14 protein-coding genes are annotated in these 16,816 nt (G+C 65.8%); 3 read left to right on the top strand and 11 right to left on the bottom strand.

Annotated features, from left to right (window positions below):
- Positions 1–2,133, bottom strand: coding sequence for a PAS domain S-box protein (locus EO170_RS13995; protein WP_164739794.1), 2,133 nt, complete (start codon positions 2,131–2,133; stop codon positions 1–3).
- 120 nt (positions 2,134–2,253) lie between these two features.
- Here EO170_RS13995 and EO170_RS13990 point away from each other — a divergent pair, with 120 nt between their 5' ends.
- Positions 2,254–5,040 (top strand): EAL domain-containing protein, encoded by a 2,787-nt coding sequence (locus EO170_RS13990; protein WP_181116226.1) that lies wholly within the window; start codon positions 2,254–2,256, stop codon positions 5,038–5,040.
- 1,059 nt (positions 5,041–6,099) lie between these two features.
- Here EO170_RS13990 and EO170_RS13985 read toward each other — a convergent pair.
- From EO170_RS13985 to EO170_RS21530, 6 genes are all read right to left on the bottom strand, one after another.
- Entirely contained in the window at positions 6,100–6,384 is a 285-nt protein-coding gene (locus EO170_RS13985; protein ID WP_104582668.1) for a hypothetical protein, read from the bottom strand.
- Between the two features lie 83 nt (positions 6,385–6,467).
- A complete protein-coding gene (locus EO170_RS13980) occupies positions 6,468–7,745 on the bottom strand; it encodes a methyl-accepting chemotaxis protein (RefSeq protein ID WP_180496970.1) in 1,278 nt (425 codons plus the stop codon).
- Positions 7,746–7,804: 59 nt separating this feature from the next.
- The gene (gene hflD, locus EO170_RS13975) at positions 7,805–8,419 is read right to left on the bottom strand and encodes a high frequency lysogenization protein HflD (protein ID WP_104582667.1); all 615 of its coding nucleotides are present in this window, start codon (positions 8,417–8,419) and stop codon (positions 7,805–7,807) included.
- The gene (gene mnmA, locus EO170_RS13970) at positions 8,419–9,555 is read right to left on the bottom strand and encodes a tRNA 2-thiouridine(34) synthase MnmA (protein ID WP_119131999.1); all 1,137 of its coding nucleotides are present in this window, start codon (positions 9,553–9,555) and stop codon (positions 8,419–8,421) included. The genes hflD and mnmA overlap by 1 nt, the downstream gene beginning before the upstream one ends.
- Positions 9,552–10,010 carry an NUDIX hydrolase gene (locus EO170_RS13965; RefSeq protein WP_104582665.1) on the bottom strand — a complete coding sequence of 153 codons (459 nt, stop codon included), beginning with the start codon at positions 10,008–10,010 and terminating at the stop codon, positions 9,552–9,554. The genes mnmA and EO170_RS13965 overlap by 4 nt, the downstream gene beginning before the upstream one ends.
- Positions 10,007–10,171, bottom strand: coding sequence for a hypothetical protein (locus EO170_RS21530; RefSeq protein ID WP_164741047.1), 165 nt, complete (start codon positions 10,169–10,171; stop codon positions 10,007–10,009). The genes EO170_RS13965 and EO170_RS21530 overlap by 4 nt, the downstream gene beginning before the upstream one ends.
- Positions 10,172–10,260: 89 nt before the next feature.
- Between EO170_RS21530 and clpS the strand changes: the two genes are divergently transcribed.
- Entirely contained in the window at positions 10,261–10,581 is a 321-nt protein-coding gene (gene clpS / locus EO170_RS13960) for an ATP-dependent Clp protease adapter ClpS (protein WP_104582664.1), read from the top strand.
- Between the two features lie 142 nt (positions 10,582–10,723).
- Positions 10,724–13,006, top strand: a complete 2,283-nt coding sequence (gene clpA, locus EO170_RS13955; RefSeq protein ID WP_104582663.1) for an ATP-dependent Clp protease ATP-binding subunit ClpA — start codon at positions 10,724–10,726, stop codon at positions 13,004–13,006.
- A 294-nt stretch (positions 13,007–13,300) separates the two neighbouring features.
- On the opposite strand, the gene infA is transcribed toward clpA, so the two are convergent.
- The 4 genes from infA to trxB form a co-directional block, all read right to left on the bottom strand.
- Positions 13,301–13,519, bottom strand: coding sequence for a translation initiation factor IF-1 (gene infA / locus EO170_RS13950; RefSeq protein ID WP_002813418.1), 219 nt, complete (start codon positions 13,517–13,519; stop codon positions 13,301–13,303).
- Positions 13,520–13,599: 80 nt separating this feature from the next.
- Positions 13,600–14,349, bottom strand: coding sequence for a leucyl/phenylalanyl-tRNA--protein transferase (aat, locus tag EO170_RS13945; protein WP_126945764.1), 750 nt, complete (start codon positions 14,347–14,349; stop codon positions 13,600–13,602).
- A 229-nt stretch (positions 14,350–14,578) separates the two neighbouring features.
- Positions 14,579–15,697, bottom strand: coding sequence for a GNAT family N-acetyltransferase (locus EO170_RS13940; RefSeq protein WP_126945761.1), 1,119 nt, complete (start codon positions 15,695–15,697; stop codon positions 14,579–14,581).
- Positions 15,698–15,757: 60 nt separating this feature from the next.
- Positions 15,758–16,726 (bottom strand): thioredoxin-disulfide reductase, encoded by a 969-nt coding sequence (gene trxB / locus EO170_RS13935; protein ID WP_104582661.1) that lies wholly within the window; start codon positions 16,724–16,726, stop codon positions 15,758–15,760.
- Positions 16,727–16,816: the final 90 nt, after the last annotated feature.

The raw sequence follows: 16,816 nt of genomic DNA, 5'->3' as shown, positions 1-16,816 counted from the left end.
TTAACGTCCACCATCGTCGTGGACGGACTCGCCGACCGGGTGATAGGGCAGGCGCAACGTCACGCGCGTGCCTGCTCCGGGGGCTGATTCTATCGCGAGCGCACCGCCGACGGTTTGCGCACGCTCACGCATCACGATCAGCCCGAGCCCGCGCGGGCCTTCCGGTTCGAAGCCATCGCCGTCATCGCTGACTTCCAGGCGAAAGCTCTCGCTGTCGATCGAGTGCAGGCGCATGCGCACTTCGCCTGCGCAGGCGTGCCGCAGCGCATTGGTCAGGCTTTCCTGCGCAATCCGGAAACATGCTTGCTCGATCTCGTTGCCCGGCCGCACGTCCAGTGCCTGGATGTCCAGCTCCAACCGCACCGGCGATGCGCGAAACAACATCGAGGCCTGCCAGCGCAAGGCCGCTTCCAGACCCAGGGCATCCAGCTGCGGCGGACGCAACAGCATCGACAGGTTGCGCAGCTTGGTCACGGTGCTGTCGGCCAGCGACACCACTTCCAGCAGGTCCTCGCGGCGCGCGTCCGGGTCCGGTTCGTCCAGTGCGGCATGTGCGGACAGCTTCATCGCGGTGATGGCCTGGCCGATGTCGTCGTGCAGATCGCGCGAGATCGCGCGGCGTTCGTCCTCCTGCAGCGAGAACAGGCGCTTGGCCATCGCCTGCAGCTCGGCATTGCTCTCGGCCAGCGCATCGCGCATGCGTTCGGGTTCGCTCAGGTCGCGCACCACCAGCAACTTGCAGCTGCGTCCGCCATAGCGGATGTCACCGGCCGACAGCCCGGCATAGAAGGTGCTTCCATCGCGACGGCGCATCGCCCGTGCGCTGGACACCGGCTCGTTGCGATCGCTGCCCGCGCGCAGGTACTCGCGCACCACCGGCAGGTCGCTGTCGCTCACCAGGGTCTGCAGCGGTTCGCCCAGTATGGTTTCGCCCTGGAAACCGAACTGCACCGACCCGGCGGCATTGGCATACATCACGTGCTCGTCGGCCAGGATCAGCACGCCATCCGGCAGTACCCTGACCAGCTCGCGGAACTGCTCCTCGCGCTCGCGCAGCAACCGGCGCGATTGCTCGCGTTCGCTGACGTCCTGCAGCGTGCCGTGGATATGCCGGGTGCCGTTCGGGCTGGCCACGCTCTCGGCGCGCAGATGGACGGTGCGCGGCTGCGAGTCGCCGCCGGTCAGCGGTAGCAGCACATCGATCTGCACTTCGCCGCCGGTGCACATGTCCTCGATCATGCGTTCGATCCGCGTCTGGGTGGCGGTGTCCGAGGCGGTCAACAGTTCTTCCAGCCGGTGGTCGCGCCGATGCATCGGCACGCTGCGGCCGAGCAGGCGATACACCGCCGGCGAGTAGCGTCCCAACCCGGTTGCGCAATCCAGCTGCCACGAGCCCAGCCGCGCGATGCCTTGCGCTTCTTCCAGCCGCTGCAGCGCCTCGTCGCGCAAATGCTGCGCCTGGCGTTCTTCGCTACGGTCCACGGTGACCACCAGGCGGGCGGGGCCGCTGGCCAGATGCAGCTGGTTGCTGCGGATCTCGACATGGCGCGAGCCGCTGCGGGTCAGCAGATCCTCGTGCAAGGTGCAGGTGGCGTCGCCCTTGGCGCGGATCTGGGTGATGATTTCCTCCAGGCGCGCGCCATCGGCGTTGGGCCAGATCGCCTGCAGCGTCTGCTGCAGAAATTCGTCGCGCTCCCAGCCGAAGAACTCCAGCGCCGCCGGGTTGGCATCCAGGATGCGCAGCGTGGCCAGGTCGTAGACTAGGGCCGGGCTGGGCAAGGCCAGGAACTTGGCCTGCAGCACTGCCTCCGACTGCGCCAGTTGTGCGTGCTCTTCCACGATCAGCGCCACGAAACGGCGCAGCACCAGATGGATCACCACGCTGGACAGCAGCAGAAAGCTCGCGTCCGACCAGCGCTCCGGCATGGCGGCGCCGGCCAGGTGCAGCAGCCGGTTGCCCAGCAGCAGCCAGATCACGCCGACCAGCAAATACAGCCCAGTCAAGGTCCACAGACCTTGCTGCAGACGCTCGGCGAGGCGAAGACGGGACACGGGAGCGGACGAAAACGCGGGCGCGGCGACAGGATGGGGCATGGGTCCGCGGACGACCTTTGGTGCTGGCGATGCAACCATCTTAGCCGTAACTCGGCCCGGTTCGGTCGAGCCCGAAACACGCGCCTCAACTAATCCAGGAAACGGCCGTTATCCATTGCGACTCCGAAGGCAGGGGTCGATTCTTCGGAGTGTTCCAGAGTGGACTCAGGCGTCATTGCAAGCATGCTGCAGCACCCGCTGACCTCGGCGGTGGTGTTGTTGGATGCGCATGGTCAGCCTCTGGCGGCCAACCGTGTTGCGCAATCGCTGGGATTGCCGGCCACCCTTGGCGCCTACGTGGAAGTCTTGGAAAGCAGTCGCGCCCAGGTGGCCAGCAGCGGCGGCATGACCGCCTGCGTGCTGCCGGGGGCCGGCGGCGGGCGCCTGGAAGGCTGGCTCCGCGCGGTCTGCGATGAGCATGGCCAGGTCATGGCCTTCACCCTGAGCATTCCCGAGCCGATGGGCGCCGACGGCACCAGCCGCTGGGAAATGGGCCTGGACAGCGCCGATCACGGACTGTGGGACTGGGATATTCCGGCCGATGTGGTCTACCGCTCCGAGCGCTGGACCCGCATGCTCGGTTACTCCGAGCAGCCGCTACCGAACAATCTCACCGCGTTGTCCGGGCTGATCCATCCGGACGACCACGCGCAGGTCAGTGCTGCCGTGCAGGCGCACCTGGACGGGCGCACCGATACCTATACGGCCGAATTCCGCCTGCGCCAGCACGATGGCCAATGGCGCTGGATCCTCGACCGCGGCCGGGTGGTCTCGCGGACAGCCGACGGCCGCCCGTTGCGCATGGTCGGCACGCATACCGACGTGCACCACCAGAAATTGCTCGAGCAGCAGCTGCGCGAGCAGCAGGCCCAGCTCGAAGAGGCCCAGCGCATCGCCAGCATGGGCAGCTGGAGCTGGGACACGCTCAAGGACGCGCTGTGGGTGTCGCCGGATTTCCTGCAGCAGCTCGGCATGACCGAACTGCGCCTGCAGGGCATCCGCGACATCCTGCGTCTGCTGGGGCGGCCATCGGTTGCACATCTGCGCAGTGCCTGGCGCAAGATCAAGCACGAAGGCGTACCGGTGCATTTCGAGCTGGAGATCAACGGGCCTGCCAGCATCAATCCGCATCACCTGCGGGTCTGGGCGCAGCCGGTGTTCGACGGCAATGGCGCCATGGTGCGCCTGCTGGGCCAGTTGCAGAACGTCACCGAGCAGCGCCAGACCGATGCATTGATCCGCTGGCGCACCGAGCTGCTCAACCGCGTGTCCGCGCTGGGCAAGATCGGCGGCTGCGAGATCGAGGTCGACACCCGGCGCATGCAATGGACCGAGGAGTGCTACCGCATCCACGGCCTGCGCAAGGAAAACATCACCCTGGAGCAGGCGCTGTCGCTGTACACGCAGGATTCGCGCGACGCCTTCGAGGCGGCGCTGCTGCGTATCTCCGACGGTGGCCTGCCCGAACAGCTGGAACTGTGTTTCTACCGCAATTCCGGCCAGCGGATCTGGGTACAGGTGCTGATCGAGCTGGACCGCCGCGAAGGCCTGCCGCCGCGTTTCGTCGCCTTGTTCCGTGACGTCACCCGCGAACGCGAGGCCAACGAGCGCATCGAGCTGCTGGCCCACTACGATCGCCTGACCGGTCTGCCCAACCGTTTCCTGCTGCGCGAGCAGGCGGAGAACGCGATTCGCGAGGCGCACGAGCGTGGCCAGGTACTGGCAATGCTGCTGATCGATCTGGATGGCTTTAAGAGCATCAACGATTCGTTCGGTCACGCCACCGGCGACAACCTGCTCAAGCTGGCCTCTGCGCGCCTGCATCAGCATCTGCGCAACAGCGACCTGTTCGGTCGCTTCAGCGACGACGAATTCATCGTGCTGCTGCGCGATCTCTCCGAACCGGAAGACGCCGGCCATGTTGCGCGCAAGTTGATCAGCGCCCTTGGCGAGCCGCTGCGCAAGGACCACGTCACCCTCAAGCTCGGTGCCAGCATCGGCATCGCGCTGCAGGGCGAAGGCCTGTCGGATTTCGACAGCCTGTTGCGCGCCGCCGATGCGGCGATGTATGCAGCCAAGGAATCGGGCCGCAACACCTTCCATTACTACAGCCAGGACGTGCTGATGCGCGCGCAGCGCCGCCTGGAGTTGGAACACGCACTGCAAGGCGCGCTGGAGCGCGAAGAGTTCACCCTAGTCTACCAGCCGCTGGTCAATACGGTGGGCGAATCCTCGCCTGCGATCGAAGCGCTGATGCGCTGGAATCGCCCCGGTCATGGCCAGTGCAGCCCGGTCGAGTTCATTCCCATTGCCGAGGAGTGCGGCGAGATCGTGCGCCTGGGCGAATGGGTGATCGGCGAAGCCTGCCGCCAGGCCGTGGTCTGGGATCGCGCCGGGCTCAATTTCAGCCGCATCGCCGTCAATGTGTCCGCGGTGCAGCTGCGCGAGCGCGGCTTTGCCGAGCGTGTACTGGAAATCTGCCGCGACAACGGCTGGTCGCCCTCGCGCCTGGAACTGGAATTGACCGAATCGGCATTGATCCGCGATTCGGATGCGCTGCGCCGCTGTTTCGAGCTGTTCGAACAGAATGGCGTGCTGTTGGCGGTGGACGACTTCGGTACCGGCTTCTCCAACCTGCATTACCTCAACCGCTTTCCGGTGCAGCGCCTGAAGATCGACCGTAGCTTCGTCCAGGGGATGCTCGACGACGCCAACACCGCCGAAGTGACCCAGGCCATCGTGCATCTGGGCCATGCGCTCGGCATGCAGGTGGTGGCCGAAGGGGTGGAGACGGTGCAGGAAGATGCACTGCTGCGCCAGCAGGGCTGCGACGAAATCCAGGGCTACTTCTATTCGCGGCCGCTGTCGCCGCGCGACATGGCGCAGTGGCTGCGCGAGGCCGAAGCCGGCATGCGCCTCGGTGCACGCCTGGTCATTGCCGGCTGACGCAACCTGTCGCAGCGCCTGGCGTCGTCCGGCTGTTCAATCGTCTGACTGTCCGCATACGCAAGTCAAAAGCTCGATGAGTCGAGGGCGTGATGCCTTCGTCACTTGCGGGACACGCCGTGAATCCGTCCGCGGAGGCTCCATGGCGGCATCCATGCCGCCAAGGGTTCCGCAACCGGTGAGGACGCCACACCAAGCGGTTACTTTAAAAGCTCGCCCGCTGCTCGGCTTTCGTTGGGAAGATGGCCCAACCCCCGGCTATACAAAAAGCAACCTTGTGCCCCGCTTGCAGCCATGCACACCGACCATCCCGACTGGTCCTTGTCCGCCTACCGTCGCGGGACCTTGAGCGGCATGGATGCCGCGCCAGAGCCTCCATGGACGGATTCACGGCGTGTCCCGCGACGGTGGGCGGGCAAGGGCCCTGCAACCAAGCCACAAAGCTAGGCGCTCTAAACCTCACCTACCGGACTACCGGAAAGGCACACGCTGCAATTCAGAGCAGGAGCTGCGTCGTGCCGGTGCAGCCCGCTTACCATCGCGGGGACCTTGTGCGGCATGGATGTCGCTGAAGCGACTTCAGGAACGGAGTCATGGCGTGTCCCGCATGGTGGGCAGACAAGGGCCCTGCAGCCAAGCCACAGCGCCAGGCGCTCTACACCTGAGCTATCACGCGCCAAACTACCGAAGGCACATGCGGCAGCTGCGAGCAGCAGGGGCGTCTCGGTGTAGCCCGCTCACTACCTCGAAACCTGCGGCATGGATACCGCATACGAGCCTGGAGCGATGGATTCGCGGCGTGTCTCGCGACCGGGAGCGGGCAAGCGCCTTGCAGCCAGGCCGTAGATCAGCCGAGCGAAGCGGGACATTGTTTCGTGGGATTCTTAGAGGTCGTCGAGCAGACGGGCAGGGGAGAGGTCACCCTGGTGCTGCAATCGAATGGTCGCCCATGCTCGGAGCCACGCCTGGTGGCACGGCTGGCGTACCAGCGCCACAGGTCGGGCAGTGGAAACAACCGGCGGGGCGCCTGCCGAGGCACGCCCCGCCGTCGCACAGATGTCAGGCTCCAGACACGCCGACAGCGGCGCCATCCAGACCCAGATCCCAGGCCACGGTCGCAAACAGCAGGTCTTCTTCGCTGCAACTGCGGCGAGGGTTCTGCATTGCCTGCACTTCCGCACGGGCGGCATGCTCCAGCCGTTCCAGCGCGGCCGGCATGCGCACGCTGCGCAGCGCAGGCCGGGCAGCGTCGCTTTGCGCAATACGCTGGGCATGTGCAGCCGCCAGCGCGGCTGATTCGAGCACGGCGGTGGATGCATCGGTGGGCGGGGCAAGTAGCGTCATGAGCGGAATACCAGGTTGTTGCGGAACGACAAATCCCCGGAAGGCCGGGGAATGTCGGAATCAGGCAGTGCGTGGTAGCGGTCTTAGAACAGTTCGACCGTACCGGCACCCATGCCTTGCTGCGCCACCGGCTTGTGCGGCGGGCGCTCCCACTCCACACGCATATCGCGCAGGCGGGTGGACACCTTCTGCAGCGCGGCGACCAGATCGCTGTCGTACACGCCGCCGTTACGATGCAGAAGTTCCTGCAGCGCCACCGCTTCACGGTTGATCGCGGTGAGACGATCCAGGTGGGTATGGATACCGCTCAGCGTCTGCGTGGCGATGTCCTCGAACTGCAGGGCACGCACCGCTTCGGCCACGCTACCGTCGATGGAACGCGCGCATTCGGAGATTTCGCGCATGCCGTCGCCCAACGAGGCGTTGATCTGCGCGACATTCTCCAGCATCGCCGCCGATTCATGCCGGGCTTCGCGGGAGCGATCCATGTGACGCGAGGCCAGCTGCGAGACCGTTTCACGGACCTTGGCGATCGATTCCTTGGAGCTGTGTGCCAGCTTGCGGATCTGTTCGTTGAAGGTGGTGGAACGCTCGGACAGATTGCGCACCTCGTCGGCGACCACCGCGAAGCCGCGACCGGCTTCACCGGCACGTGCTGCTTCGATGGCGGCGTTCAGGGCCAGCAGGTTGGTCTGGTCGGCGATCGACTTGACGTCTTCCAGCAGCGCGAAGATGCCATCCAGGTGCTGGGCCATCTCATCGATGTGGTGCACCGTATTGGTACTCTGGCCGCTCACCTGTTCCAGCGCTTCCACCAGCTGCTCCATCCGGGAGCTGGCGTGCTGGGCGAAGCGGGCGACGTCGACACCGGCGCTGCCGTCGTCACCGGCACGGTCGACGATGCGGGCCAATGCCTGGCTTTGCTGACGCGACTTGCGGTTCATCGCTTCGAAGCTGCCACCAAGACCGGACACGGCCTGGCGGATCAGTTCGCGGGCACGCTCGACTTCCGAGCGCGAACCGTCGACTTCGTTGCTGACGAACGTACGCAGTTCGTTGAGCAGCTGGTCCTGCTCGCGCAGGATGCGGGTCTGGTCCGGATTACGCCGGAACTGGGAGTAGGTCACCCAGGCAGCGAAACCGAGCCAGCTGAGCGTCATGGTCGCCAGGATCGCCCAGCGCACCGAAGCGGGCCAGTCGAATCCGACAGCGAAGGGAAACAGCAAGGTCAGGGCCAAAGGGGCGGCCAGACGGATAAGTGGACGTGAATACATGGGCGTTCTCGGCAGAGTCACGGTTGCTGTATCGGCCGTCCCCCCTGTGTCTTTAGCGACGATCGCCACATCGTCTCGCCCGTTCAACCGATGTTGACACGCGCCAGCGACCGCTGGCGCATGTGGCAACCCGAATTGTCAGGTGGTTAGCGCAGCGCGCGGTCCACCGCCTCGATCATTGCGCGCTTGGCGAACAGGAAATCCCACAGGCTGCCACCCATCTGCCGCCACAACACCGCCGAGCGGACAGCGGCCAGCAGCAACGCGCGGATTTCCGCAACCACGCCGGCCTGGCCCAGGTAATGCGGATTGCCCTGCACCATGACCTTGGGGCGCAGGTGGCTGATGGTCTGCGCATACAGCCCGCCGAGCGAATTCAACACGTCCGGATGGCCGCTGTCGCCCAGGCTCTGTGCCTGACGCGCGGCCGCCTCGATGCCCTTGGAGACCGTGGCGACGGTGGTGGTGTCGCGCACGAAGCGGCGCTCCAGCTGCAGCACCGCCAACGCCAGCCGCGGCAGGACCTCGTCCTGGCCCTGATTGTGGAAATAGTTATGCAGCAGCCGCAGGCCCGGTGCCAGGTCCGCCGGCGAGCCGTACACGGCCTCCGGCGAGGCCGCATCCACCCGGAACACGCTGTCCATGGCGGTACGCACCGTCGCAGCCTCCGAGTGCCCGGTTTCGGCGATCCGCCGCACCTGTTGCAAGGCCTGGGCGACACCGGCAAGCGCCAGTACGCGGTGATCCATGGAAGAACTCATCAAGCCACTACCTCAGGTGAAAAAGAAGATCCCGCCAATTGGCGTTCCAGCGGCGCATCGGTGGCGGCAATGACCGCGCCGCCCAGGCATTCCTCGCCGTCGTACAACACCAGCGACTGCCCGGGCGTTACCGCCCGCTGCGGCCGCTCGAAACGCACCTGCACGCTGCCATCGTCCTGCACCTGCACCGTGCACGGCTCGTCGGGCTGTCGGTAACGGGTCTGTGCGGTGCAAGCGAAGCTGCGCGCCGGCGGCGCGCCGGTGACCCAATGGGCCTGCTCGGACTGCAGCCAGCGTGATTGCAGCAGCGGGCTGTCACGGTCCTGGTCCACATACAGCACATTGCTCGCCACATCCTTGCCGACCACGTACCACGGCGCGGCGGCGCGTCCACGCACGCCGCCGATGTTCAGGCCTTCGCGCTGCCCCAGGGTGAAATAGAACACCCCCGGATGCTCGGCGATGCGTTGCCCCTGCGGGTCGCGGATCTCGCCGGTGCGCGCGGGCAGGTAACGGCCCAGGAACTCGCGGAAATCGCGCTCGCCGATGAAGCAGATGCCGGTGGAATCCTTCTTGGCATGCGTCGGCAGGCCGGCATCCTGGGCGATCCGGCGCAGCGTGCTTTTTTCCAGGTCGCCGATCGGAAACAGCGTCGCGGCCAGCTGGGTCTGTCCCAGCTGATGCAGGAAATAACTCTGGTCCTTGCCGCGGTCGGCGCCGCGCAGCAGGCGCCAGCGCCCGCCGCTGTGCGCCACCCGGGCGTAGTGGCCGGTGGCGATGCGCTCGGCGCCCAGCGCCTGGGCCGCATCCAGGAAATGCTTGAACTTGACCTCGCGGTTGCACAGCACATCGGGGTTGGGCGTGCGCCCGGCCGCGTATTCGGCCAGGAAGTGCTCGAACACGCCGCTCCAGTATTCGCCGGAAAAATCGCGGAAATGGAACGCAATGCCCAGCACCCCGCACACCGCCACCGCATCGCGGCGGTCGTCCTCGGCGCGGCAATCGCCGCTGCCATCGTCGGCCCAGTTCTGCATGAACAGTCCGGCGAGCGACTCGCCTTGCTGGGCCAGCCGCCAGGCCGCCACCGACGAATCTACGCCGCCGGAGACACCGACCACGATGCGCGGCGTACTCATGCGACGTGCCGCACCAATGCCAACGGATGGCGCTGGCCGGCCAAGTAATCGGCCACCACCTCCCACACCAACGGGCTGCGCATCCGCTCGGTGGCGCTGCGCAATTCTTCCGGCGTCATCCACAAGGCACGCACCACGCCGGTGTCCAGGCTGCGCTCGGGATGGTGGGTCAGGGCCTCGGCGACAAACGCAAACCGCAGGAAGCACTGGCCGCTCGGGGCGACCCACTGGTAGGTGCCGATGAAGTGGGTCGGGCGCACATCCCAGCCGGTCTCTTCCAGGGTCTCGCGCACCGCCGCGTCGAGCAGGCTTTCGTCCGGTTCCAGGTGTCCGGCAGGCTGGTTCAACAGCAGCCGGTCACCGATGTGCTCTTCGACCTGCAGGAAGCGCCCGTCGCGCACCACCACGGTGGCCACGGTGACATCCGGATGCCAGCGTTGTCCGGAGGCGCTCATCGCTGCAGGTCCTGCTCGATCGAAGGGTTGCTCGCCTTGCCGGCGAGGGTCAGGGCGTGACGCCGGCCCAGACGGCCGTTGGACCCTGCTTCGCGCATGGAGCTGGACAAGTCGGCGGTGAACGACGGCACCAGCAAGGGCGCGGTCAGGGAATCGGTCATCAAGGGCCAGCCATGGAATCGGAGACAAATTGTGCGGGGCGCGGCGTAAATCGTCCAATGCGTGCGGCGATGAACCGTATAATGCCCGGATGCCTCGTAAGACCTCACACGAACACGATCACGGCCTCACGGTCGAAGCCAGCAAGCCTGAAGTGGCGCCACCGCCGCGTTATCAGGTGCTTCTGCTGAACGACGACTACACCCCGATGGACTTCGTGGTGACGGTGCTGCAGCAGTTTTTCAACCTCGATCTGGAGCGGGCCACGCAGGTCATGCTGCATGTCCATACCCGCGGACGTGGCGTTTGCGGGGTCTACAGCCGCGAAGTCGCCGAGTCCAAGGTCGCGCAGGTCAACGAATTCTCGCGCATGAACCAGCATCCGCTGCTGTGCACGATGGAACAGGCCTGACGGATCGATTGGATCATTCCAGCAGCGCAACACTGTGGCTGCAATCACATGCTAACGCCGTCTGAACATGCCTATCCGATAGGGTTGTGGTAAATCCCAACAAAAGCCGCATATTGTTGGCAACAGCCGTTCGGAGTTACCAATGTTCAGCAAAGACCTAGAGCAAACCATCGGCCAGTGCTACAAGCGAGCACGCGAGGCGCGTCACGAGTTCATGACCGTTGAGCACCTGCTGCTCTCGCTGCTGGACAACCCGTCCGCCCAGGCCGTCCTCAAGGCCTGCGGCGCTGACCAGGTGCGTCTGCACAACGATCTGGAGCAGGCGATCGAGGCCTCGGTCTCGCGCCTGGCCGAAGACGATGGCCGCGACACCCAGCCCACGCTGGGCTTCCAGCGCGTGCTGCAGCGTGCGGTCTATCACGTGCAATCCTCGGGCAAGAAGGAAGTCACCGGCGCCAATGTGCTGGTGGCGATCTTTGGCGAGAAGGATTCGCACGCGGTGTATTTCCTGAACCAGCAGGACATCACCCGTCTGGATATCGTCAACTACCTCTCGCATGGCATCGCCAAGCTGGGTGAGGACGGCGAGCAGCCGTCCACCTCCGATGGCGAGCCCAAGAGCGAGGGCGGGGAGGGCGAGGCCAAGGGCGATGCGCTGGCCGAGTTCGCCACCAATCTCAACGAGCAGGCTCGCAACGGCAAGATCGACCCGCTGGTCGGCCGTGGTGACGAAATCGAGCGCACCATCCAGGTGCTGTGCCGCCGCCGCAAGAACAATCCGCTGTACGTGGGCGAGGCCGGTGTCGGCAAGACCGCCATTGCCGAGGGGCTGGCCAAGCGCATCGTCGACAACGACGTGCCGGAAGTGCTGGCCGACGCAGTGATCTTCTCGCTGGACCTGGGCGCGCTGGTGGCCGGTACCAAGTACCGCGGCGACTTCGAGAAGCGCCTCAAGGGCGTGCTGGCGGCGCTGAAGAAGGTGCCCAATGCGGTGCTGTTCATCGACGAGATCCACACCATCATCGGTGCCGGGTCGGCGTCGGGCGGCACGATGGACGCCTCCAATCTGATTAAGCCTGCGCTGTCGTCGGGCGAGCTGCGCTGCATCGGCTCGACCACGTTCCAGGAATACCGCGGCATCTTCGAAAAGGACCGTGCGCTGGCGCGTCGCTTCCAGAAGATCGACATCGTCGAGCCGACCGTGGGCGAGACGTTCGAAATCCTGCAGGGCCTCAAGCCCAAGTACGAAGCGCACCACGGCGTGACCTATGCCGACGATGCGCTGCAGGCCGCCGTGGACCTGTCGGTTAAGCATATCGGCGACCGTCTGCTGCCGGACAAGGCGATCGATGTGATCGACGAAGCCGGTGCGCGTCAGCGCCTGCTGCCCGAGGGCAAGCGCAAGGAGCTGATCGATATCGAGGAGATCGAGACCATCGTCGCCAAGATGGCGCGGATTCCGGCCAAGCAGGTCAGCGCGACCGACAAGGACGTGCTGCAGCATCTGGAGCGCAATCTGAAGATGGTGATCTTCGGCCAGAACCCGGCGATCGAGACGCTGGCCGGCTCGATCAAGCTCGCGCGCTCGGGCCTGGCCAATCCGGAGAAGCCGATCGGCAACTTCCTGTTTGCCGGTCCCACCGGTGTCGGCAAGACCGAGGTCACCAAGCAGCTCGCGCTGCAATTGGGGATCGAGCTGGTGCGCTTCGACATGTCCGAATACATGGAAGCGCATTCGATCAGCCGCCTGATCGGCGCGCCTCCTGGCTATGTCGGTTTCGACCAGGGTGGCCTGCTGACCGAGAAGATCGTCAAGACGCCGCACTGCGTGCTGCTGCTGGACGAGGTGGAGAAGGCGCATCCGGACATCTTCAACATCCTGTTGCAGGTCATGGATCGCGGCATCCTCACCGACACCAACGGGCGCGAGGCGAACTTCAAGAACGTGATCCTGGTGATGACGACCAATGCCGGCGCCACCCAGGCCTCGCGGCGGTCGATCGGCTTCACCAAGCAGGATCACTCCACCGATGCGATGGAATCGATCCGTCGCGGGTTCACGCCCGAGTTCCGTAACCGCCTGGATGCGATCGTGCAGTTCCAGCCGCTGGGCTTTGACCACATCCTGCGCGTGGTGGACAAGTTCATCATCGAGCTGGAAATGCTGTTGCAGGAAAAGCACGTGTCGTTGTCGGCCACGCCGACTGCGCGCGACTGGCTGGCCCAGCACGGCTTCGATCCGCTGATGGGTGCGCGCCCGATGTCGCGAGTGATCCAGGAGAAGATCAAGCGCCCGCTGGCCGACGAGCTGTTGTTCGGCAAGCTGGTGGAAGGCGGTCGGGTCAATATCGACGTCAAGGACGGCGAGCTGGTGGTGGAGGCGCATCCGGAACCGGAGCGTCTGCTGCCGGCGACCGTCGACTGATCGCTCTGCAGTCCTGAATTGAAAAAACCGCTCGAAGGAGCGGTTTTTTTATGTCCCTGGAGACGCACAGCCGGAAGGGCGCACAGCCGCGGCGATCGCGGAGGAGCGGCAAACCACCAGCGACAACCGCACACCTCGGAACCGAGGCAATGGATCGGCTGGGCACAAACGCCGATGACACCAGCGACGGCAGGGCAAGCCGACGACATCGGCCAGCCACGTCTGCCAACTGCCCAGATCCCGGCCACGACAAAAAGCGGCCATTGGCCGCCTCGCGTCTCACACCAGAACCGCTTACTTCATGCGGTAGGTAATACGACCCTTGGTCAGGTCGTACGGAGTCATTTCAACTTTGACCCGGTCGCCGGTCAGGATGCGGATGTAGTTCTTGCGCATGCGGCCGGAGATGTGGGCGATGATTTCATGCCCGTTTTCCAGCTTGACCCGGAACGTGGTGTTGGGAAGCGTCTCGCTGACGCTGCCTTCGAATTCAATGGAGTCGTCTTTCGACATGTAATCCTGTGCAATCACGGCTGGCCCGGGAGGGCCGTAAGGGACAGCATTTTACGCTCCATCTCCCCGCGGTGCAAATTTTATGTTAAGCGGACTTCAGCAAGCGCGCTGGCAGGCCGCTCGCCGTAGCGCTCGGACCAGCTGCCCGGCAGCGCAGTCTGGCCGACCTGCAGCCGTACCTGCTGCAGGAAGTCTGCACGTGGCAGGCGCTGCGCGCCCAGGCGCATCAGGTGCGGATTTTCCACCTGCGCATCGAGCAATGGCCAACCGCAGGCGTGCAGATGCGCGGCCAGCGCCGCCAGCGCCACCTTGGAGCCGCCGCTGACGGCACTGAACATGCTCTCGCCGAAGAACATCTGGCCGATCGCCACTCCGTAGATACCGCCGACCAGGCGTGGGCCATCGAACACTTCCAGCGAATGCGCATGGCCCAGCCGATGCAGTTCGAGGTAGGCCTGCTGCATCGTGGTGGTGATCCAGGTGCCGTCCTGGCCGGCGCGCGGAATCGACGCGCAGGCCGCGATCACCTGTGCGAAGGCGGTATCGGCGCGCAGCATCCAGCGGCTGCCGCGCAACTGGCGCCGGAAGCGCGAGGACAGGCGTACGCCATCGGTACGAAACACCGTGCGCGGGTCCGGGCTCCACCACAGGATCGGCTGGCCGTCCGAGAACCAGGGGAACACGCCACCGGCATAGGCCTTGAGCAGGCGTTGCGGCGACAGGTCGCCGCCGATGGCAAGCAGGCCGTCCGGCTCGCGAAAGGCCTGTTCGGCCGGCGGGAAGGGCGCGGCCGGATCGGTCGCCAGCAGGTAGGGAAGGGCGCGGGACATGCGCGCAGTGTAGAGCCTGTCGTCCATGGCGCACCCGGGGCACGCAGTCCCCGGCACGCTGCACTGCGTCCTCGATACGCGCCGCGGCATGCGTGCACGAGCACGCGCTGCCGGGCGTGCAGTTCTTACCGGGCTGACGACTGTCCTTGGACGGGGCGCGTCGCGTGTCGCCTGCAAGAGGCCAGCCTGCGATCAGGGCGGGTGCAGCCGGCCTGGCTGCCGCGCGGGTTCAATCGCGGAACGGGCTGTGCTCGGACAGCTCGCGTGCGTGCCGGGCGACCGCCCGGCGTTCGTCGGCGCACCAGTGCGCCAGCGGCTCGCGGAAGCCGGGGTCGGCAATCCAGTGACGGCTGCGGACCAGGGTGGGCAGAAAGCCGCGTGCGATCTTGTGCTCGCCCTGCGCGCCCGGCTCGAAGCGGGTCAGGCCTTCGCGCAGGCAGTAGTCGATGCCCTGGTAGTAGCAGGTTTCAAAATGCAGCCCAGGCAGGGCTTCGCCGCCCCAGTAACGCCCGTACAGCGTGTCGCGCCCGCGCAGGCACAGCGCGCCGGCGATCGGGCGCCCGTCCAGCTCGGCCAGAAACATCACCAGCTGGCGCGGCAGGTGCCGGGCCAGATGACGCAGGAATTCCGGCGTCAGCGCAGGCGAGTTGCCGTATTCGTTGAAGGTCTTGAGATAGAAGCCATACATCGCTTCCAGGTCGGCAGCGCTGGCTTCATCGCCATGGACCACGCGCAGCTGCACACCGGCCCGCTGCACCTTGGCGCGCTCCTGGCGGATGTTCTTGCGCCGTTTGTGGTCCATCGCGGCCAGGAAGGTTTCGAAGTCGCTCCAGTCGCTGGCGTTATGCCAGTGGTACTGCAGGTCGTTGCGCTCCAGCCAGTCGCTATCGAAGGCCGCATCTTCGTCGGCCGGGTAGAAGTTCACATGCGCCGACGACAGCCCGCTGCGCTCCACCAGCTCGCGCATCGCCGCGAGCAACTGCGGGCGCCATCGCGGTGCCCCCAGCAGGCGCGGGCCGGTCACCGGCGAGTAGGGAACCCCGCACAGCCACTTGGGGAAGTACTCCTGGCCATAACGCGCATACGCATGCGCCCAGGCGTGGTCGAATACGAACTCGCCGTGCGAGTTGTTCTTCAGGTACCCCGGCGCCGCAGCGACCAGCGTGTCGCCGTCCCATAGCGTCAGGTGCAGCGGATTCCAGCCCCAGTCGGGGCGCAGGCAGCCCTCCCGTTCAAGGCCCTCCAGGAAAGCATAGGAAATGAACGGGTGCGCGCCGTCGTGCAGCGCGTCCCAGGCACCGGCCGGGAGCTCGTCCAGCCGGCGGCACCAGCGGGCGGTGACGCTCATGCGCCCGGCCCGCCGGCATCGGCGCTGCCCGCGCGGCGCGGCCGGCGGTCAGCGGCCACCTCAGGCGCTCTTGTCGAGATAGCGCTCGGCATCCAGTGCGGCCATGCAGCCGAAACCGGCCGAGGTGATCGCCTGGCGGTAGTGCTGGTCGGCAACGTCGCCGGCAGCGAACACGCCGGCCACCGAGGTCTCGGTCGCTGCCCCGTTGAGGCCGGAGCGGATCTCCAGGTAGCCGTTGTTCATCGCCAGCTGGCCGTCGAACAGCTGGGTGTTGGGGTGATGGCCGATGGCGACGAAGAAGCCGTGCGCGACGATCTCGCGGGTGCTGCCGTCGAGGGTGGACTTGACCCGTACGCCGGTGACGCCGGCATCGTTGCCCAGCACTTCGTCGATGGCGTGGTGCCAGACTGTCTCGATCTTGCCGGCGGCGACCTTGGCGAACAGCTTGTCCTGCATGATCTTTTCGGCGCGCAGGGTGTCGCGGCGGTGGACCAGGTAGACCTTGCGGGCGATGTTGGACAGGTACAGCGCTTCCTCGACTGCCGTGTTGCCGCCGCCGACCACCACCACGTCCTGGTCCTTGTAGAAGAACCCGTCGCAGGTGGCGCAGGCAGACACACCGCGGCCCTTGAAGGCTTCCTCGCTGGGGATGCCCAGGTACTTGGCGGTGGCGCCGGTGGAGATGATCAGTGCGTCGCAGGTGTACTCGGCACCGTCACCGATCAGCCGGAACGGGCGCTGTGACAGGTCGGCGGTGTGGATGTGGTCGAAGATCACCTCGGTCTCGAAGCGCTCGGCATGGGCCTGCATGCGGCTCATCAGGTCCGGGCCCATCAGGCCGTGGGGGTCGCCCGGCCAGTTGTCGACTTCGGTGGTGGTCATCAGCTGGCCGCCTTGCTGCAGGCCGGTGATCACCACCGGCTTGAGGTTGGCGCGGGCGGCGTAGACCGCGGCGGTCCAGCCGGCCGGGCCGGAGCCCAGGATCAGCAGGCGGGAATGCTTGGCGGGACTGGCAGAAGAGGCGCTCATGTATACTCGCGGTCTAGGAATTGGCAGGGCAGGCGACTGAATTCGCGCCCCTGTGGCGGCATAGAGTGGCGGTCCCCACCCGGTGAATCA

This window comes from Xanthomonas sp. BRIP62409, from assembly GCF_003992965.1.
Classification (GTDB): Bacteria; Pseudomonadota; Gammaproteobacteria; order Xanthomonadales; family Xanthomonadaceae; genus Xanthomonas; species Xanthomonas euroxanthea.
Note: the sequence above shows the minus strand (reverse complement) of the source record. Positions and strands in the feature narration are given on the sequence as shown.

Excerpts from the sequence above, each read along its gene's own strand:
- EO170_RS13940 (WP_126945761.1), bottom strand. The coding sequence starts at position 15,697 with ATGAGCGTCACCGCCCGCTGGTGCCGCCGGCTGGACGAGCTCCCGGCC.
- EO170_RS21530 (WP_164741047.1), bottom strand. The coding sequence starts at position 10,171 with ATGACCGATTCCCTGACCGCGCCCTTGCTGGTGCCGTCGTTCACCGCC.
- EO170_RS13995 (WP_164739794.1), bottom strand. The coding sequence starts at position 2,133 with ATGGTTGCATCGCCAGCACCAAAGGTCGTCCGCGGACCCATGCCCCAT.
- clpA (WP_104582663.1), top strand. The coding sequence starts at position 10,724 with ATGTTCAGCAAAGACCTAGAGCAAACCATCGGCCAGTGCTACAAGCGA.
- trxB (WP_104582661.1), bottom strand. The coding sequence starts at position 16,726 with ATGAGCGCCTCTTCTGCCAGTCCCGCCAAGCATTCCCGCCTGCTGATC.
- aat (WP_126945764.1), bottom strand. The coding sequence starts at position 14,349 with ATGTCCCGCGCCCTTCCCTACCTGCTGGCGACCGATCCGGCCGCGCCC.
- EO170_RS13965 (WP_104582665.1), bottom strand. The coding sequence starts at position 10,010 with ATGAGCGCCTCCGGACAACGCTGGCATCCGGATGTCACCGTGGCCACC.
- mnmA (WP_119131999.1), bottom strand. The coding sequence starts at position 9,555 with ATGAGTACGCCGCGCATCGTGGTCGGTGTCTCCGGCGGCGTAGATTCG.
- infA (WP_002813418.1), bottom strand. The coding sequence starts at position 13,519 with ATGTCGAAAGACGACTCCATTGAATTCGAAGGCAGCGTCAGCGAGACG.
- hflD (WP_104582667.1), bottom strand. The coding sequence starts at position 8,419 with ATGAGTTCTTCCATGGATCACCGCGTACTGGCGCTTGCCGGTGTCGCC.
- clpS (WP_104582664.1), top strand. The coding sequence starts at position 10,261 with ATGCCTCGTAAGACCTCACACGAACACGATCACGGCCTCACGGTCGAA.
- EO170_RS13985 (WP_104582668.1), bottom strand. The coding sequence starts at position 6,384 with ATGACGCTACTTGCCCCGCCCACCGATGCATCCACCGCCGTGCTCGAA.